Origin of the sequence: Chlamydia crocodili, assembly GCF_018343815.1 — a bacterium.
Taxonomy (GTDB): domain Bacteria; phylum Chlamydiota; class Chlamydiia; order Chlamydiales; family Chlamydiaceae; genus Chlamydia; species Chlamydia crocodili.
In genome coordinates, this window is record NZ_CP060791.1 from 507,925 (window position 1) to 521,698 (window position 13,774).

Here is a 13,774-nt window from a genome sequence, read left to right on the forward strand (position 1 = left end):
TATGAAAAAGACACTTCCTTATATTCTCTTTGCGACTTTTCTCCACGGAGTCTGTATTGCCCTCCTTGCATATTCTCCAGTGCAAAAAAAATCACCTAAGCTTCTACCTTTCAAAGAAAAGTTCGTTATTTTGAATGAGTCTCTTTCCATTGTAAAAACATGCACAACAACAAAACCTCCAACACAGCAGCAAGTAGTCAAAACAGAAAAAAAACAACCCTTTCCTCAAGAACAACCTCAAAAATATCCTGAAATTCCTTCTGAAAAGAAGAAAACCAATAATGTTAAACTTAATAAACCTGTAGAAAAAGAAAAATCCATATTGAAATCACAGACAGAAGATAAGGCTTCTGTAAAGAAAAAAGCCGAGAAGGACGCCAAACTCAAAACCATTGCAGATCTTGCAAAAACACTTTCAAAACACCTTGATGATAGTGATGCACGACTTGCTGATATTTCTTTCCCTATAAGCAGGGAGCTAGCTATACATTCATCTTTAGCAGCAACTCAAGAAGAAGAGTTGTGCCAATTACTTCGTAAATATATTGTTTTACCCTTTTCCGGAGAAGTTCGAGTAAAACTTGTATTAACACCTCAAGGAAACCTCCAAGAATGTGTTTTGTTATCTGAAATTAGCGAAGCTGAAAAACAACTCATTCTTATGCGAATTCATGAAATTCCTTTTAAAAAATTCCTAGACAAATACAAAATCTCGAAAAATATCGCTTTTCATATTAAACTCCTGAGTAGTGAGTCTTAACACAGTAGGGGCTGTCGGAATGTTACGACGTATATTTGTCAGTGCCTTCCTTATCTTTGGGATAGTTTCACTCTATGCTAAAGATTTAGAAGTTACCGTACGTTCTGAAATCTCTCTATTACCGATTCACGTAGATTTGAAAATAGGTCCTAATGACGCGAAACAACAAAAATATCTACGCACATTATGCAATACCTTCATTAGCGATTTAGCTCTTGGAGATCGTCTCCAACCCTCTCTTGTCAAATCTGAATCTCTTTCTACTCCTTTTAGTATTGCCATTATTTCTCGTTATCCCGAAATCATATTTACCATAGCTAGAGGCTCTCAAAACCATCAACCATTTCATTCGTTAGTACTTACAGAAAACAATGCCAATAACCGTCAAAAAATACATGAAGCAGCGGATAAGATTCATTATGCTCTTACTAACGTTCCAGGCATTAGCTCTGGGAAAATTGTTTTTTCATTAAGCAAAAATCCACAAGATTGTGAATTAAAACAGGGTGAACTTTGGTCTGTAGACTATGATGGAGGGAATCTCTGTGTTCTTACACAAGAAAATTCTTTATCAATCACGCCCCATTGGATGAACATAGGAAGTAGTAATCCCTACCTCTATGTCTCCTATAAATTTGGCATTCCTAAAATTTTCCTAGGTTCTTTAGAGAACTCTACAGGTAAAAAGGTTCTCAATTTACAAGGGAATCAGTTTATGCCGACATTTTCTCCAAGAAAGAAACTTTTAGCTTTTATTTCGGATACCTACGGTAATCCTGATCTGTTTCTTCAGAGCTTCTCTTTATCAAGAGGTACTATGGGGAAACCACGAAGAGTATTGAATGAAACTTTTGGAACTCAAGGAAACCCTTCCTTCAGCCCCGATGGTTCTAAGCTAGTCTTCGTTTCTAATAAAGATGGTAGACCTCGCCTATACATTATCCAAATAGATCCGGAAGTACAAGCTCCACGTTTACTCACAAAAAAATATAGAAATAGCAGTTGCCCTTCATGGTCTCCAGATGGTAAAAAAATAGCCTTTTGCTCTGTAATTAAGGGAGTTCGTCAAATTTGTCTGTACGATCTTTCTACTGGTAAAGATTATCAACTGACAACAACTCCTATAGATAAGGAAGGACCTTCATGGGCTACTGATAGTCATCATCTTGTTTATAGCGCAGGAAATTCAGGAGAGTCAGAGCTTTATTTATTAAGTCTGATTACCCAAAAAACTAAGAAAATTGTTATAGGATTGGGGGAAAAACGTTTTCCTTCCTGGGGAGGGTTCCCTAATAACCAATGAAGAGAATCTTATGAAAAAGAAATATTTAAGCGTTCTAAGTTGTTTTCTACTTGCGCTTTTCGCTTTACCTTCTTGCTCTTATCCTTGCGGTGATTGGGATACCATTTGCGAAGATTGTCAGCATCCAAAAAGAAGAAAACAAAATTTCGCTTTCGTTCCCCTTTATACCGATGATGAAATGAATCAAAATTTCGCAGATGCTTACGATTCTAAAGAGGAGCAATTATATAAAACGAGTAGTCAGTCAGTTGCTTTCAGAAATATTACTTTCGCTACTGATAGCTACACAATAAAAGGCGAAGAAAATTTAGCTATTTTATCCAGTCTTGTTCGCCAAATGCAGAAGTCCCCAAGAACAACACTATATATAGAAGGTCATACTGACGAACGTGGCGCAGCAGCATATAATCTCGCTTTAGGAGCACGACGCGCTAATGCTGTTAAACAGCATCTAATTAAACAAGGAATTTCTGCAGAGCGGCTATTTACTATATCTTACGGAAAAGAGCAGCCTGTAAACTCAGCTCATAACGAGCTTGCTTGGCAACAAAATCGTCGTACAGAATTTAAAGTCCATGCACGTTAATTATAAACTCTTATTCTACTGTGGATTATGGCTTCCTCTGGGGATTATGCTCCCCATGGATGCAGCAGGAGGAAAAACCCCATCTATACAAACCGTGCTTGCGGAAGTCGAAGATGCTTCCGCAAAGTTATTATGTCATGAAGCTGAAATACAGATATTAGTAGATCGTATAGATGAACAAGATGGTAAAATCCAAAGACTGTCTTCTGTGAAACCAGAATCTCTTACAAAACAAATTCAACAATTAGAAATCGAACAAAAAACTCTAGCAAAAACTGTTGCTGTTCTTACAGCTTCTGTAAAGGATATCCAAGCTACCCTAAATAATAAACTTCAAGAAATACAAAAAGACCACAAAACTCTCTCTCAAGATATTCGTCTTTTACGACGTTCTCTCCTAGCCCTTGTCGATGGTTCTCCTCCTGAAACTTACACCGATTTTTCTGATGAGGTGCCAGCACATATTCACATCGTGAGACCTGGAGAAACCTTAGGTAAAATCGCTGCAAAATATAAGATTCCCATATCAGAGTTAAAAAAACTTAATAAATTAAATTCTGATGTTATTTACGCTAATCAAAAGCTTTGTTTACCAGAGAATAAGAAATAATCATCAGTTTTTCATAACTAATATTTACTTCTCACTATAGATAATAAACAAAGTCTTTTGTAGGATCAGAAATAAAATCCGATTTATCCATAATTCAATGAAACTGACAATTGCTTTATTTGGTGAGGCAGAAAAAGGAAGTTATGATACTGCTTACCTATGTTGCAGTACAGCAGACCTTTATGACCATCTCGGCGGAGGATCTGCGTCAACTAGATCAGGGATAGCCTTAGCCATACAAGCTTTGATGTACAACTATAATGTACTTTATTTCAGAGTGAAAGAAGAAGGGTACTGCGTAGATAGCTATTTTTTTGGTCTACACTTTTTAAATACTCAGACTAATTTAAAAAATATTATCGCTATGGGTCTCCCAGGTGTTGGAGACCAACATATTATAGAAGCCTCTAAGTCTCTATGCCGAAAATATAAGAGTTTTCTTTTGTTTTTCGAACAAGATCTCTACGATTTATTAACTTTTAATAAAGTTTTCTAATCAATAGTTCCGAAATACTCTTTTAAGCCCTCTTCATTAGGGGCCATCGCCTTCTGTCCTTGATGCCAATTTGCGGGACATACAAGTCCATGGTTTTCAAAGAAAATCAAAGCATCTAATACACGAAGCTCTTCGTCTATAGAGCGACCTAGAGGAAGATCATTGATTACCACATGTCTGATTATACCCTCCTTATCGATCAAGAAAGATCCGCGGAATGACAATCCAGACTGAGAGTCTAGTACACCATAGAGTTTAGAAAGTTCATGAGTTGTATCAGAAACTAGAGGATAGGTAACACCTTTAACTCCACCAGCTTTTTTATCGGTATCTAACCAACGTTTGTGGGTATCGAGATCATCAACGGAGCAACCAATGATTTGCGCACCGCGATTTTCAAATTCTTCTAAAGAATTCTGGAAAGCATGAAGCTCTGTAGGACACACATAAGTGAAATCTTTAGGATAAAAGAAAAGAATAACGTATTTACCACGATAATCTTTCAAAGAAACATTCTTTACTTCGCCGTCAACGACTGCTTGTACAGAAAAATCTGGGGCAGTTTTCCCAATAAATAGCGATCCCATTACCACCCTATTTTTTATGATTATGCATCGCACCAGAGAGGACTTGAACCTCTGACCACCTGGTTCGTAGCCAGGTACTCTATCCACTGAGCTACTGGTGCACAGCTCTTTCGATAAAAAGTGTAGTCAAGTTGGGCCAAATGATCAAGTCTTTCTCCTTATCTTTGAAAAAAAGATCATTCTAAACCAAAAAGATAGTATTACATCAGGAGTTATATAAAATTTATTTACTTATGGATTCTTCGAAAATTAGGTTTCTGGAAAGGGTGAGTTTTGCATTTCTTCCGAAGAGTCTACAATAAAAAACGAACTAGTCAAAAGTAAACAAGAGATAGAAATAGAATATTTCAAAGCAAATTTAATTACTGTGAAAGGATCAAACACTCCTGAGGTAATTAAATTTTCAAAAGTATCGTTAATGCAATTATATCCAAAGCAAGGGTTTGGATGCGCTAGAACAGTATCTACTACATATTCTGGAACTTTCCCACAATTCGTAGCCAAGATTCTAAGAGGAACTTCTGCGGATTGCAACATGCACTTACACCCAAACATTACCCCCTTAGATAATTGCTCAGGGATTTTCACGATAGATGCTGCGCGAGCTAAGGCTGAACCTCCTCCGGGAAGACAACCTTCTTTAAAAGCAGCTTTTATACATTTTAAAGCGTTCTCTAATCGAATTTTCTTTTCTTTGAACTCATTTTCTGTCATAGCTCCTAAAGATATCTGAGCTATTCCACCAACAAACCTAGCTAAACGCTTTTCTAAATCCTGAGTATCCATTTCAGATTTGCTATGCACGATAGCCTGGCGCAAATACCCAATACGCTGTTCTATTCTTTCTTGGTTTCCTTTCCCTTCAAAAAAAACAGTTGAGTCTTGATTAATAATGATTTTCCCTACTCGGCCTAAAATATCTAAACTACTCTTATCTAAAGAAATCCCTAATAAATCTCCTACAAGAGTAGCGCCTGTCAAAATGGCAATATCTTCTAAAATCTCTCTACGCTGTTGACCATATCCTGGAGCTTTTATTGCACATACAGGAAGGCCTCCTTTCAGTTTATTAACAATTAAAATAGAGAGAAGCTGAGGATCAAAATCTTCAGCGATGATAATTAAAGGATCACCACTCGTTTGAAAGGTTTGTTCTAAAAAATGAATAAATGATTGATTTAAAGAAGATAATGTCTGGTTACACAATAAGATAGACGCATTTTCATACACCACTTCCATCGTCTCAGGATGCGTTACAAAATATGAAGATAAGTATCCCGAGTTTAACCCTACATGCGTCGTAGCTTGCAAAGTAATCTCTCTTCCTTCTTTTACTACGAAAACTCCTTCAACGCCTACTTGAGCTATAGCATCGGAAAGGATTGTTCCAATGGATGAATCATAATTGGCTGAGATTGTAGCTATATGAAACACATCTTCTGTTTTACTGATTTCAACTACCAGCTTGGTAAGCTCCCTGTCTAACATTTCTCCGGCAAGTTGAATTCCTTGTTTGATTTCTAAAGGATCTAATCCAACAGCAATACCTTTGAGTCCTGAAGAAAATAACGCATCTGTGAGTACGATAGCCGTAGTAGATCCGTCTCCTATATGAACTTCGGTTTGTAATGCAGCTTCTCTAGCAAGTTTTAGACCTGTATTTTCAAAAGCATCAGATAAATTGATCTCTTTAGCTATTGAAGCACCATGTTTCGTGACATAAGGAGGAGAAAAATCTTTTTTGATAACAACATGAGGTCCTTGAGGTCCTAAAGTTGTGGTGACAGCCTTAGCTAAAGCACGCACGCCTCGATTTAACGCACTAAGCCCTTCTAATCGATTCTTGAATATTTTAGACACGTTCTTCTATTTCTCCCCTAGATTCCAGGGATAAGGCGACCCTATAAGGTCGCTTATAGAAACAACAAAAATTCCTGTCAAACAGAGGAAGCCCTAGAGGAAATTACTTTTAATCACCATAGTCGGCTATTAAGAAAGGCTTACGTATATTTTCAAACTTTGTTCTGCCTTCAATACATAATTTTTTTAGCGGCCAAACAATATAGCGCTCGTTTTGGCAAATATATAAAAACTTTTCTTCTCCTAAACAACGATGAATAGATGTTCTTCGCAAAGGAATTTTTTCCAAGGCTTTAAAAGCATTCTCGACTTGTTTAGGATAAAGGGTTTTTAGAGTACCTAAAATTGTACACTGAGTTTCCATAGGAAGGAACTCTTCAGAATTTTCTAACATAAGTAAAACCCCTGAACAAAATTCCATCTTATATTTACCAAAAAAAGGTTCATAACAAAAAGGATAGAACCTTACTCCCGGTAAACGTGCTTCATTTAATTTCTTAGCAACAAGATTACCATCCATCCAGGGAGCTCCAATTACTCTAAAAGGAAGGGTGTAACCTATACCAATACTTGATATAGACAAAGCTCCTATAATCCCCGTTGCTGCATAGAAAAAAGTCGTTTGTGCATCAGGAATTTGTGGGCTGGTGGGAATCCAGTTTAATCCAGTTTGAGAGAATGTCATCGAACGTTTCCATCCTTGCATAGGAACCACAGACACCTGAGCGTAGGGCGCATACTTCGCCTTATAAAATAAGGCTAGTTCCCCTGGAGTCATCCCATAGCAATAAGGAATTTCTGGAGCATAATCCGATGGAGAGGTAGGCATCGGCCCATCAATTATCCTACCTCCCATGGGATTTGGGCGATCTAAAATAATCAAAGTCTTTTTATATTTTTGTGCAGCACAAACTAAATGAAGTAATGAAGAAACAAAAGTATAGGAACGCACTCCAATGTCTTGTACATCGTAGATTAAAACATCACTACCTTGCACAGCACATTCAGGAATGTCTTTAATACCATAGAGGGACACTGTACGCACTCCTTGAACTCCTGGAGCTGCTCCTGGAGTTTCTGCAGGTGCAGTACCGTAATAGCCGTGTTCTAATGTACAAAGGATATTCAAAGAGCATAGATCTTTATGCTCTTGAAAAACAGATAAAGCATCCTTTCCTTCATTATTAATAGCAGCATTATGAGAAACTAATGTTACTTTCTTACCACGAATCCAAGAAATATAAGATTCATCGTTGAAAATACGATCTAACCCCACAGAAACTTGAGAAAATCCTAAGTAAGGAAATAAACATAATAAAATTAAAAACGAGTGTATTACTCTCATAACACCTATCTGCCTATAAAAAACAACATTCTGATAGTTTGTATGTTGGTTAAGTACTGCTAGCAAAAAAGATATCTTTGTGCAACCGTGCTAATAGTTGTGTAGGTGCGTCTATTTCGATTATTTTGTAATATAATCGCGGAAGACACTACACTCGACAAAATTGCTAGTGTGATTTCAAACAAGACAAAAACTTTTAGTTATTTGCTCTTTCCCTTTTGCTAAGGAGAAACCCATGAAGATAGTAATTGCTAGCTCCCACGGTTATAAAATACGAGAAACCAAGACTTTTTTAAAACAATTAGGAAGTTTTGATATTTTCTCATTAACAGATTTCCCCAACTATCACTCTCCTAAAGAAATAGGTTGCCTTCCTGAAGAAAATGCTTTAGCAAAAGGCCTTCATGCAGCAAAGGAGCTTAATTCTTGGGTTATTGCGGATGATACTATGCTTATGGTACCTGCATTAAATGGTCTTCCTGGCAAACTGTCAGCCATTTTTGCTGGAGAAGATGCATGCGATAAAGATCACAGAAAAAAACTTCTACAAGAAATGCAATCTTTAGAAAGTATTGTAGACCGCTCTGCATATTTTGAATGTTGTATTGTTCTTGCTTCTCCTGAAGGGAAATTCTTTAAAGCTCGAGGAATTTGTGAAGGTTATATTAGCAATCAAGAAAAAGGTTCTTCAGGATTTGGTTATGATCCATTATTTTTAAAATATGATTATAAACAAACATTTGCTGAACTTTCTGAAGATGTAAAAAATCAGGTCTCACATAGAGCTAAGGCTTTACAAAAGCTAACTCCTTATTTGCAAGACCTGTTGGAGAAACATCTAATCTCTAGGAACTAGCGTTTCTAATGAATGTTCTAAACAACCGCGAATTTCACGCATTTCTGCAAGTATAGCTTCTGCTCTTAAGAAATCTGCCTCTAAACTTGCTGTAGCGGGCATACCTTCTTTTCCTTGAAGTTTCTGCGTCGCTACAGGCATCTCTAAACTAACTGTTGATTTCGCTGTAAGTCGGTGTGTCTTATTAAAAGAAACTGTTTGAATACCTTCATTCATGGGAGTTTCCAATTAATCATGGGCTTATTCAGCTTTTTAAGCAGATAGTTAATTTTTGAAAAGTGCGAACAGCCAAAAAAACCTCTATGTGCCGCTAAAGGAGAAGGGTGCGGAGCTGCTAAAATAGCATGTTTATGTTTGGAATGAAAAAGTAAATCACATTTCTTTCTTGCAGCATTCCCCCATAATACAAAAATTACGTGGGAACGGTTCTCTATAAGCTTAGCAACAATAGCATCGGTAAATTGTTCCCATCCCCGACCAGCATGAGAAAAAGGAGATCCCGCGCGCACAGTTAATACTGTATTTAATAATAAGACACCTTGATCTGCCCAAGATTGCAAACACCCTGTGGTATTTTCTATTCCCAAGTCAGTCTGTAATTCGCGAAAGATATTAATAAGAGACGGGGGTAAACGAATTCCCTTCGGAACGCTAAAGCTTAATCCATGAGCTTGACCTTCTCCAGGATAAGGATCTTGCCCAAGAATAACAACGCGTACAGAATCAAAAGGTGTGCTTTTTAATGCAGTAAAGATATTGTCTTTTGCGGGGTAAACGATTGTTTGGGAATACTCGGATTGTAAAAATTCCCTAAGCTTACACATATAGGGCTGGAACCATTCAGTTTTAAGCTGCTCTTGCCAAGACAAAGGAAGCTGGTCTATAGTAAAGGCATTTTGCATAAACCACCCACTTTTATTATTTGAAAATAGAAGTATACTAACCTTCTTAGATTATTTTAGCTTCAGTGATCCTGATTTTTTTCAGCCAGAAGCTATAAGTTAGGACACCACTATGCTCACTTCAGAATTAAACGAAGCACAAATTGCAGCTGTCACCTCACCATTAAGTCCTATTTTAGTTCTTGCTGGAGCTGGAGCTGGGAAAACTCGCGTGGTAACATGCCGTATTCTCCATTTAATTAATGAAGGCATTGCTCCTAAAGAAATCCTAGCTGTTACTTTCACCAATAAAGCAGCAAAAGAACTTAAAGAACGTATTTTGCATCAATGCCCTCAAGCTCATGGTACGGATATTCCTATGGTATGTACATTCCATAGCCTAGGAGTCTTTATCCTACGTCGATCTATACAAGCTTTAAATAGAGAAAATAATTTTATTATCTATGATCAAAGTGACACTGATAAGCTTCTCAAGCAATGTTTACAAAAATTTAATTTAAAGAAAACTCTCAGTAATTCTATACAATATCACATATCTCAAGCAAAAAATCGTCTGCTATATCCTGAGGATTTAGACCCTGAAGAATATATTGATCCGGTGGTTTCTATCTATAAAGAATACCAGCAACGTCTAAACGAAACTAATGCTTTGGACTTTGATGATCTTTTATTTCTTACTGTAAAGCTATTTAAGGAATTCCCTGAAATCAGAAAAGAATATAGCGAACTATGGAAAGCTCTTCTTATTGACGAGTATCAAGATACCAACCACGCACAATATATGATGGCTCAGACTATTGCAGGGAAACATCAAAATATATTTGCTGTAGGAGATCCCGATCAATCTATCTACTCTTGGCGCGGAGCAAATATCCATAATATTTTAAATTTTGAAAAAGACTATCCTAGAGCTCTTGTCCTACGTTTAGAAGACAATTACCGTAGTTATGGAAATATTCTTAATGCTGCTAATGCTTTGATTCAAAATAATGCTTCGAGATTAAAGAAAGACTTAAGAAGCGTGAAAGGTCCTGGAGAAAAAATTCGTGTATTTCTAGGAAAAACAGATAAGGAAGAAGCAGAATTTGTCGCGGATGAAATCAATCGTCTCTATAGAAGAGCAAATATTCCTCTACGTGATATCTGTATTTTTTATAGAACAAACTTCCAATCTCGCACCTTCGAAGACGCTTTATTACGTAGACGTATTCCCTATGAAATTCTTGGGGGGTTATCTTTCTATAAACGCAAAGAAATTCAAGATATCTTAGCGTTTCTAAGAATGTTTACTGCTAAATGTGATGTTGTTGCCTTTGATAGAACAGTAAATCTTCCCAAACGCGGTTTAGGACCTTCTACCATTTCTTCTTTAATAGACTACGCTCTCACTAATAACCTCCCAATGTTAGAAGCATGTAAAAATGCTTTAGAAAGTCAAGCTGTAAAGCTATCTAAAAAACAACAAGAAGGTCTAAGAAGTTATTTAAGTATTTTCCAACAACTCGAACATGCTTATGAAACCCTCCCTCTTAATGAGTTTGTTGTCGCTACCATACGAATTACAGGATACCTTCAAGTATTAAAGGAAGATCCTGATACTTTCGAAGATAGAAAAAGCAACCTTGATGAACTTGCTTCAAAAACTTTTGAGTGGGAACAGCAAAATACAGAGGGCTCCTTAGAAAGTTTCTTAGATGATTTAGCTTTAAAAAGTTCTACTGACGAAACAGAACTTATTACAGATCGTGTCAATCTCATGACAATTCATAATGGTAAGGGATTAGAATTTCGTATAGCGTTTGTTGTGGGATTAGAGGAAAATCTCTTTCCCCACGCAAACTCTAAAGGAAATTATGAAAATCTTGAAGAAGAACGGCGGCTATGCTACGTAGGAATCACTAGAGCCCAAGATCTCCTTTATTTAACCGCAGCGCAAACTCGTTTTCTTTGGGGCACAGTTCGTGTCATGAAGCCGAGTCGATTTCTTAAGGAAATCCCTAGAGATTACTTGATTCAAGTACATTAGGTATGTTTCAGCAACATCAAAAGCTTTCTCAAAACTACCTTCCCTCGCTGCGTATGCAGCAGGGATTGCAGATGTTGCAATCTTCAATCACTGAACTTTCTTCTTACGTACTCCAACAAATCATTCATAATCCCTTCTTCGATATCTCCTCTTTAGAAGATGAGGAGTGGTCTGTATGCTCTTCTTTACCCTCTATAGACGCCGCATACTCTCGTCCCGAATCTTTGTTTTCCCATCTTTTCACACAAGTACAACAGACGTTTGATAGCTCTAAGGAATTGCTTATTGCTCAGCACATTATAGGTAATCTATCGGATCAGGGTTTATTCCTTTCTTCTCCTGAGGAGCTATCATTACAGTTGGAAATTCCTTTAGAAATTATTCATACTGTTTGGAAAACGATTCAGTATTTTCATCCTTTAGGTATTGCTTCTCCGTCCTTACAGGACTATTGGTTATTACATTTAGAAAATTCTTCACATACTCTTGCTTACAAAATCATCAAAGAACACTATTCTCTTTTGATTAACTGCGATTTCCTACGTATAGCAAAAAAATGTCGATGCTCTCCTTTAGATATAAGAAATGCTCTTAAATCAGCTTTAGCAAAAATTCCTTGGTGTCCTTCGGAAGGTTATACATCTTTATCTAATGTACAACCTGCTCTTCCTGATGTTTACGTTACTAAAAAACATAAGATTTGGGAAATTCAAGTGAGTTCCCGAGGTTTACCCCCTGTAAAACTTAACAGTGAAGTTTTTCATATTTATGAACACCTCCCTAAAGAAGAGAAAAAGAACCTTACACAGCAAATTCTTTCTGCTAAATGGCTTATTAAAAATTTAAGAAAACGAGAACAAACTTTATTTGCTATTGTAGAAAAGATCCTCCCTCATCAAGAAAGCTTTCTTCTTGGCAAGACCTCTTTCCCTAAAGCATTATCTGTAAAAAACTTATCTGAAGAACTCTCTTTTCACGAATCAACAATATTTCGTGCCATAGAAAATAAGACATTGGCAGCGCCTATCGGAATTATCTCTATGAAACAGCTATTTCCACGTGCTGCAAGTAAGGATACTTCTCAATCCAAAGAAATGATTTTACAGTGGATTCGTCAATGGATAGCTTCAGAAACAGCACCATTATCCGATGCGGATATTAGTGATCGAATTTCTCAACAGGGAATTCAATGCGCCCGCCGTACAGTAGCTAAATACCGTTCACAATTAAAGATTCTTCCTGCACATAAAAGAAAATCGTACTCTGAAATGTAAAGCAGTTTTACATCTTAGAAATCAAGTAAAGTAAGCAATATAAATTTGCTGCCATCGAACACTTTCCAACTTCTGCTCTCTAGCATATTTTTCAAGAATCGGAATTGGTTGCGTTGCAAACATACGAATTTCTGCATCCGTAAGTCTTAGCATTACCCATAAAGGAGGAATACCAAGCATGCGACGAATCTTCTTCATAGCACGACGAAAATAACTCTGTACGATGAATAGTCTGGTGCCAAAATAGGCAGGAGTCGCAAGAATACAAGCAAGACCAGCTAAAGGGGACCATAAGCTTAATCCAAGACCAGAAAGAACGAAGAAGAATAGACAATAACTCTCTCCTGGAGAGCGAAATAAAGGTCCTAAAACTCGTCTCCACACCTTTGACGAGGTTTGATAAGCTAAGGCTTCTTCAAACATAGGCTCATAAAACTTCATACGTGCGGCATGAACAGCCTCGTGAGCAAGAATCTCTTCCTTAGAATACATATAAAACCAACGTGCTGCTTTACGTAAGTGTTTACGCAACTGTATGGTCACCTGATTATTTGCTATCCACGTGCACCCTGCCTCCCAAACATCCATACCTTCATTAGAATAGATCACTTCCAAATGTGTGGGGTTAATATCGAATATCTCTTGTAATCTTGGAGGGAAAGCTGTGGGATGATCAGGAGCATTATCAATAATGTCTTGGGCACGATATAGAAAGGGGGGTTTTAACTCTTCGGGCCCAGCTATGATCCCCTGCTTATTCAAATCAAGTAGATCATCTTCTAAAGATTTTGGAGGAATTAAAAACTCAAACTTTTCCACGTTTTAGTTCCATTTTTCTAAGACACTAATTGCACTTCAGAAATACTACTTACTTATTGTTAAAATCAAAAACGTAGTTGAATTAGATCAATAAGTTTGTCAGCAAATATTCTGATTAGATGTAAGGCTTGTTTCTCATCTTTTCATCTTTCAAAAACAAGAAATATTCTTATTAAAGTTTTCTTGTAGAGCTACATTCCATAAGTATTACATTATTCCCTTGAAAAGAATCTACCTCATACTGAATAACCATTAGGACGTGCCAGGGCCTCTGGTCAAATCTCTGTTGAAGAATTAGAGTTTTGTTCTTTTTAATATGTTTCATATGGGATCAGCTCTACAAATCGTAG

14 protein-coding genes and 1 tRNA gene are annotated in these 13,774 nt (G+C 37.0%); 8 read left to right on the forward strand and 7 right to left on the reverse strand.

What is annotated here, in order from left to right; genetic code table 11:
- Position 1 precedes the first annotated feature (1 nt).
- From H9Q19_RS02190 to H9Q19_RS02210, 5 genes are all read left to right on the forward strand, one after another.
- A complete protein-coding gene (locus H9Q19_RS02190; RefSeq protein WP_213241833.1) occupies positions 2–760 on the forward strand; it encodes an inclusion-associated protein in 759 nt (252 codons plus the stop codon).
- A gap of 19 nt (positions 761–779) precedes the next feature.
- Complete coding sequence (tolB, locus tag H9Q19_RS02195; RefSeq protein ID WP_213241835.1) at positions 780–2,063, forward strand: Tol-Pal system protein TolB; 1,284 nt, start codon at positions 780–782, stop codon at positions 2,061–2,063.
- 10 nt (positions 2,064–2,073) lie between these two features.
- Entirely contained in the window at positions 2,074–2,649 is a 576-nt protein-coding gene (locus H9Q19_RS02200) for an OmpA family protein (RefSeq protein ID WP_213241837.1), read from the forward strand.
- Positions 2,650–2,695: 46 nt separating this feature from the next.
- Positions 2,696–3,259 (forward strand): LysM peptidoglycan-binding domain-containing protein, encoded by a 564-nt coding sequence (locus H9Q19_RS02205; protein ID WP_407644857.1) that lies wholly within the window; start codon positions 2,696–2,698, stop codon positions 3,257–3,259.
- 97 nt (positions 3,260–3,356) lie between these two features.
- A complete protein-coding gene (locus tag H9Q19_RS02210; protein WP_213241840.1) occupies positions 3,357–3,755 on the forward strand; it encodes a hypothetical protein in 399 nt (132 codons plus the stop codon).
- On the opposite strand, the gene H9Q19_RS02215 is transcribed toward H9Q19_RS02210, so the two are convergent.
- The 4 genes from H9Q19_RS02215 to H9Q19_RS02230 form a co-directional block, all read right to left on the reverse strand.
- Entirely contained in the window at positions 3,752–4,342 is a 591-nt protein-coding gene (locus H9Q19_RS02215) for a peroxiredoxin (protein ID WP_213241843.1), read from the reverse strand. The two genes, H9Q19_RS02210 and H9Q19_RS02215, sit on opposite strands and share 4 nt — an antisense overlap.
- 28 nt (positions 4,343–4,370) lie before the next feature.
- Positions 4,371–4,443: transfer RNA gene (locus H9Q19_RS02220), tRNA-Arg, on the reverse strand.
- Positions 4,444–4,591: 148 nt separating this feature from the next.
- Positions 4,592–6,202, reverse strand: a complete 1,611-nt coding sequence (gene groEL, locus H9Q19_RS02225; RefSeq protein ID WP_213241845.1) for a molecular chaperone GroEL — start codon at positions 6,200–6,202, stop codon at positions 4,592–4,594.
- A 109-nt stretch (positions 6,203–6,311) separates the two neighbouring features.
- Positions 6,312–7,547 (reverse strand): DUF1343 domain-containing protein, encoded by a 1,236-nt coding sequence (locus tag H9Q19_RS02230; RefSeq protein ID WP_213241847.1) that lies wholly within the window; start codon positions 7,545–7,547, stop codon positions 6,312–6,314.
- 235 nt (positions 7,548–7,782) lie between these two features.
- On the opposite strand from H9Q19_RS02230, the gene rdgB reads away from it, so the two are divergent.
- The gene (rdgB, locus tag H9Q19_RS02235; RefSeq protein ID WP_213241849.1) at positions 7,783–8,403 is read left to right on the forward strand and encodes an RdgB/HAM1 family non-canonical purine NTP pyrophosphatase; all 621 of its coding nucleotides are present in this window, start codon (positions 7,783–7,785) and stop codon (positions 8,401–8,403) included.
- On the opposite strand, the gene H9Q19_RS02240 is transcribed toward rdgB, so the two are convergent.
- Entirely contained in the window at positions 8,386–8,619 is a 234-nt protein-coding gene (locus H9Q19_RS02240; protein ID WP_213241851.1) for a hypothetical protein, read from the reverse strand. The genes rdgB and H9Q19_RS02240 overlap by 18 nt on opposite strands.
- Complete coding sequence (gene ung / locus H9Q19_RS02245) at positions 8,616–9,305, reverse strand: uracil-DNA glycosylase (protein WP_213241853.1); 690 nt, start codon at positions 9,303–9,305, stop codon at positions 8,616–8,618. Before ung ends, H9Q19_RS02240 begins: the two co-directional genes overlap by 4 nt.
- Before the next feature lie 112 nt (positions 9,306–9,417).
- Here ung and H9Q19_RS02250 point away from each other — a divergent pair, with 112 nt between their 5' ends.
- A complete protein-coding gene (locus tag H9Q19_RS02250) occupies positions 9,418–11,331 on the forward strand; it encodes an ATP-dependent helicase (RefSeq protein WP_213241855.1) in 1,914 nt (637 codons plus the stop codon).
- A 2-nt stretch (positions 11,332–11,333) separates the two neighbouring features.
- Positions 11,334–12,605, forward strand: coding sequence for an RNA polymerase factor sigma-54 (gene rpoN, locus H9Q19_RS02255; protein WP_213241857.1), 1,272 nt, complete (start codon positions 11,334–11,336; stop codon positions 12,603–12,605).
- A gap of 21 nt (positions 12,606–12,626) precedes the next feature.
- Here the strand turns inward: rpoN and H9Q19_RS02260 are convergent, their stop codons facing one another.
- The gene (locus tag H9Q19_RS02260; RefSeq protein ID WP_213241859.1) at positions 12,627–13,424 is read right to left on the reverse strand and encodes a hypothetical protein; all 798 of its coding nucleotides are present in this window, start codon (positions 13,422–13,424) and stop codon (positions 12,627–12,629) included.
- Positions 13,425–13,774 lie beyond the last annotated feature (350 nt).

What these genes read in the sequence shown, in the direction of transcription:
- H9Q19_RS02190 (WP_213241833.1), top strand. Translation starts at nt 2, where the DNA reads ATGAAAAAGACACTTCCTTATATTCTCTTTGCGACTTTTCTCCACGGA.
- tolB (WP_213241835.1), top strand. Translation starts at nt 780, where the DNA reads ATGTTACGACGTATATTTGTCAGTGCCTTCCTTATCTTTGGGATAGTT.
- H9Q19_RS02200 (WP_213241837.1), top strand. Translation starts at nt 2,074, where the DNA reads ATGAAAAAGAAATATTTAAGCGTTCTAAGTTGTTTTCTACTTGCGCTT.
- H9Q19_RS02205 (WP_407644857.1), top strand. Translation starts at nt 2,696, where the DNA reads ATGCTCCCCATGGATGCAGCAGGAGGAAAAACCCCATCTATACAAACC.
- H9Q19_RS02210 (WP_213241840.1), top strand. Translation starts at nt 3,357, where the DNA reads ATGAAACTGACAATTGCTTTATTTGGTGAGGCAGAAAAAGGAAGTTAT.
- H9Q19_RS02215 (WP_213241843.1), bottom strand. Translation starts at nt 4,342, where the DNA reads ATGGGATCGCTATTTATTGGGAAAACTGCCCCAGATTTTTCTGTACAA.
- H9Q19_RS02230 (WP_213241847.1), bottom strand. Translation starts at nt 7,547, where the DNA reads ATGAGAGTAATACACTCGTTTTTAATTTTATTATGTTTATTTCCTTAC.
- rdgB (WP_213241849.1), top strand. Translation starts at nt 7,783, where the DNA reads ATGAAGATAGTAATTGCTAGCTCCCACGGTTATAAAATACGAGAAACC.
- H9Q19_RS02240 (WP_213241851.1), bottom strand. Translation starts at nt 8,619, where the DNA reads ATGAATGAAGGTATTCAAACAGTTTCTTTTAATAAGACACACCGACTT.
- ung (WP_213241853.1), bottom strand. Translation starts at nt 9,305, where the DNA reads ATGCAAAATGCCTTTACTATAGACCAGCTTCCTTTGTCTTGGCAAGAG.
- H9Q19_RS02250 (WP_213241855.1), top strand. Translation starts at nt 9,418, where the DNA reads ATGCTCACTTCAGAATTAAACGAAGCACAAATTGCAGCTGTCACCTCA.
- rpoN (WP_213241857.1), top strand. Translation starts at nt 11,334, where the DNA reads ATGTTTCAGCAACATCAAAAGCTTTCTCAAAACTACCTTCCCTCGCTG.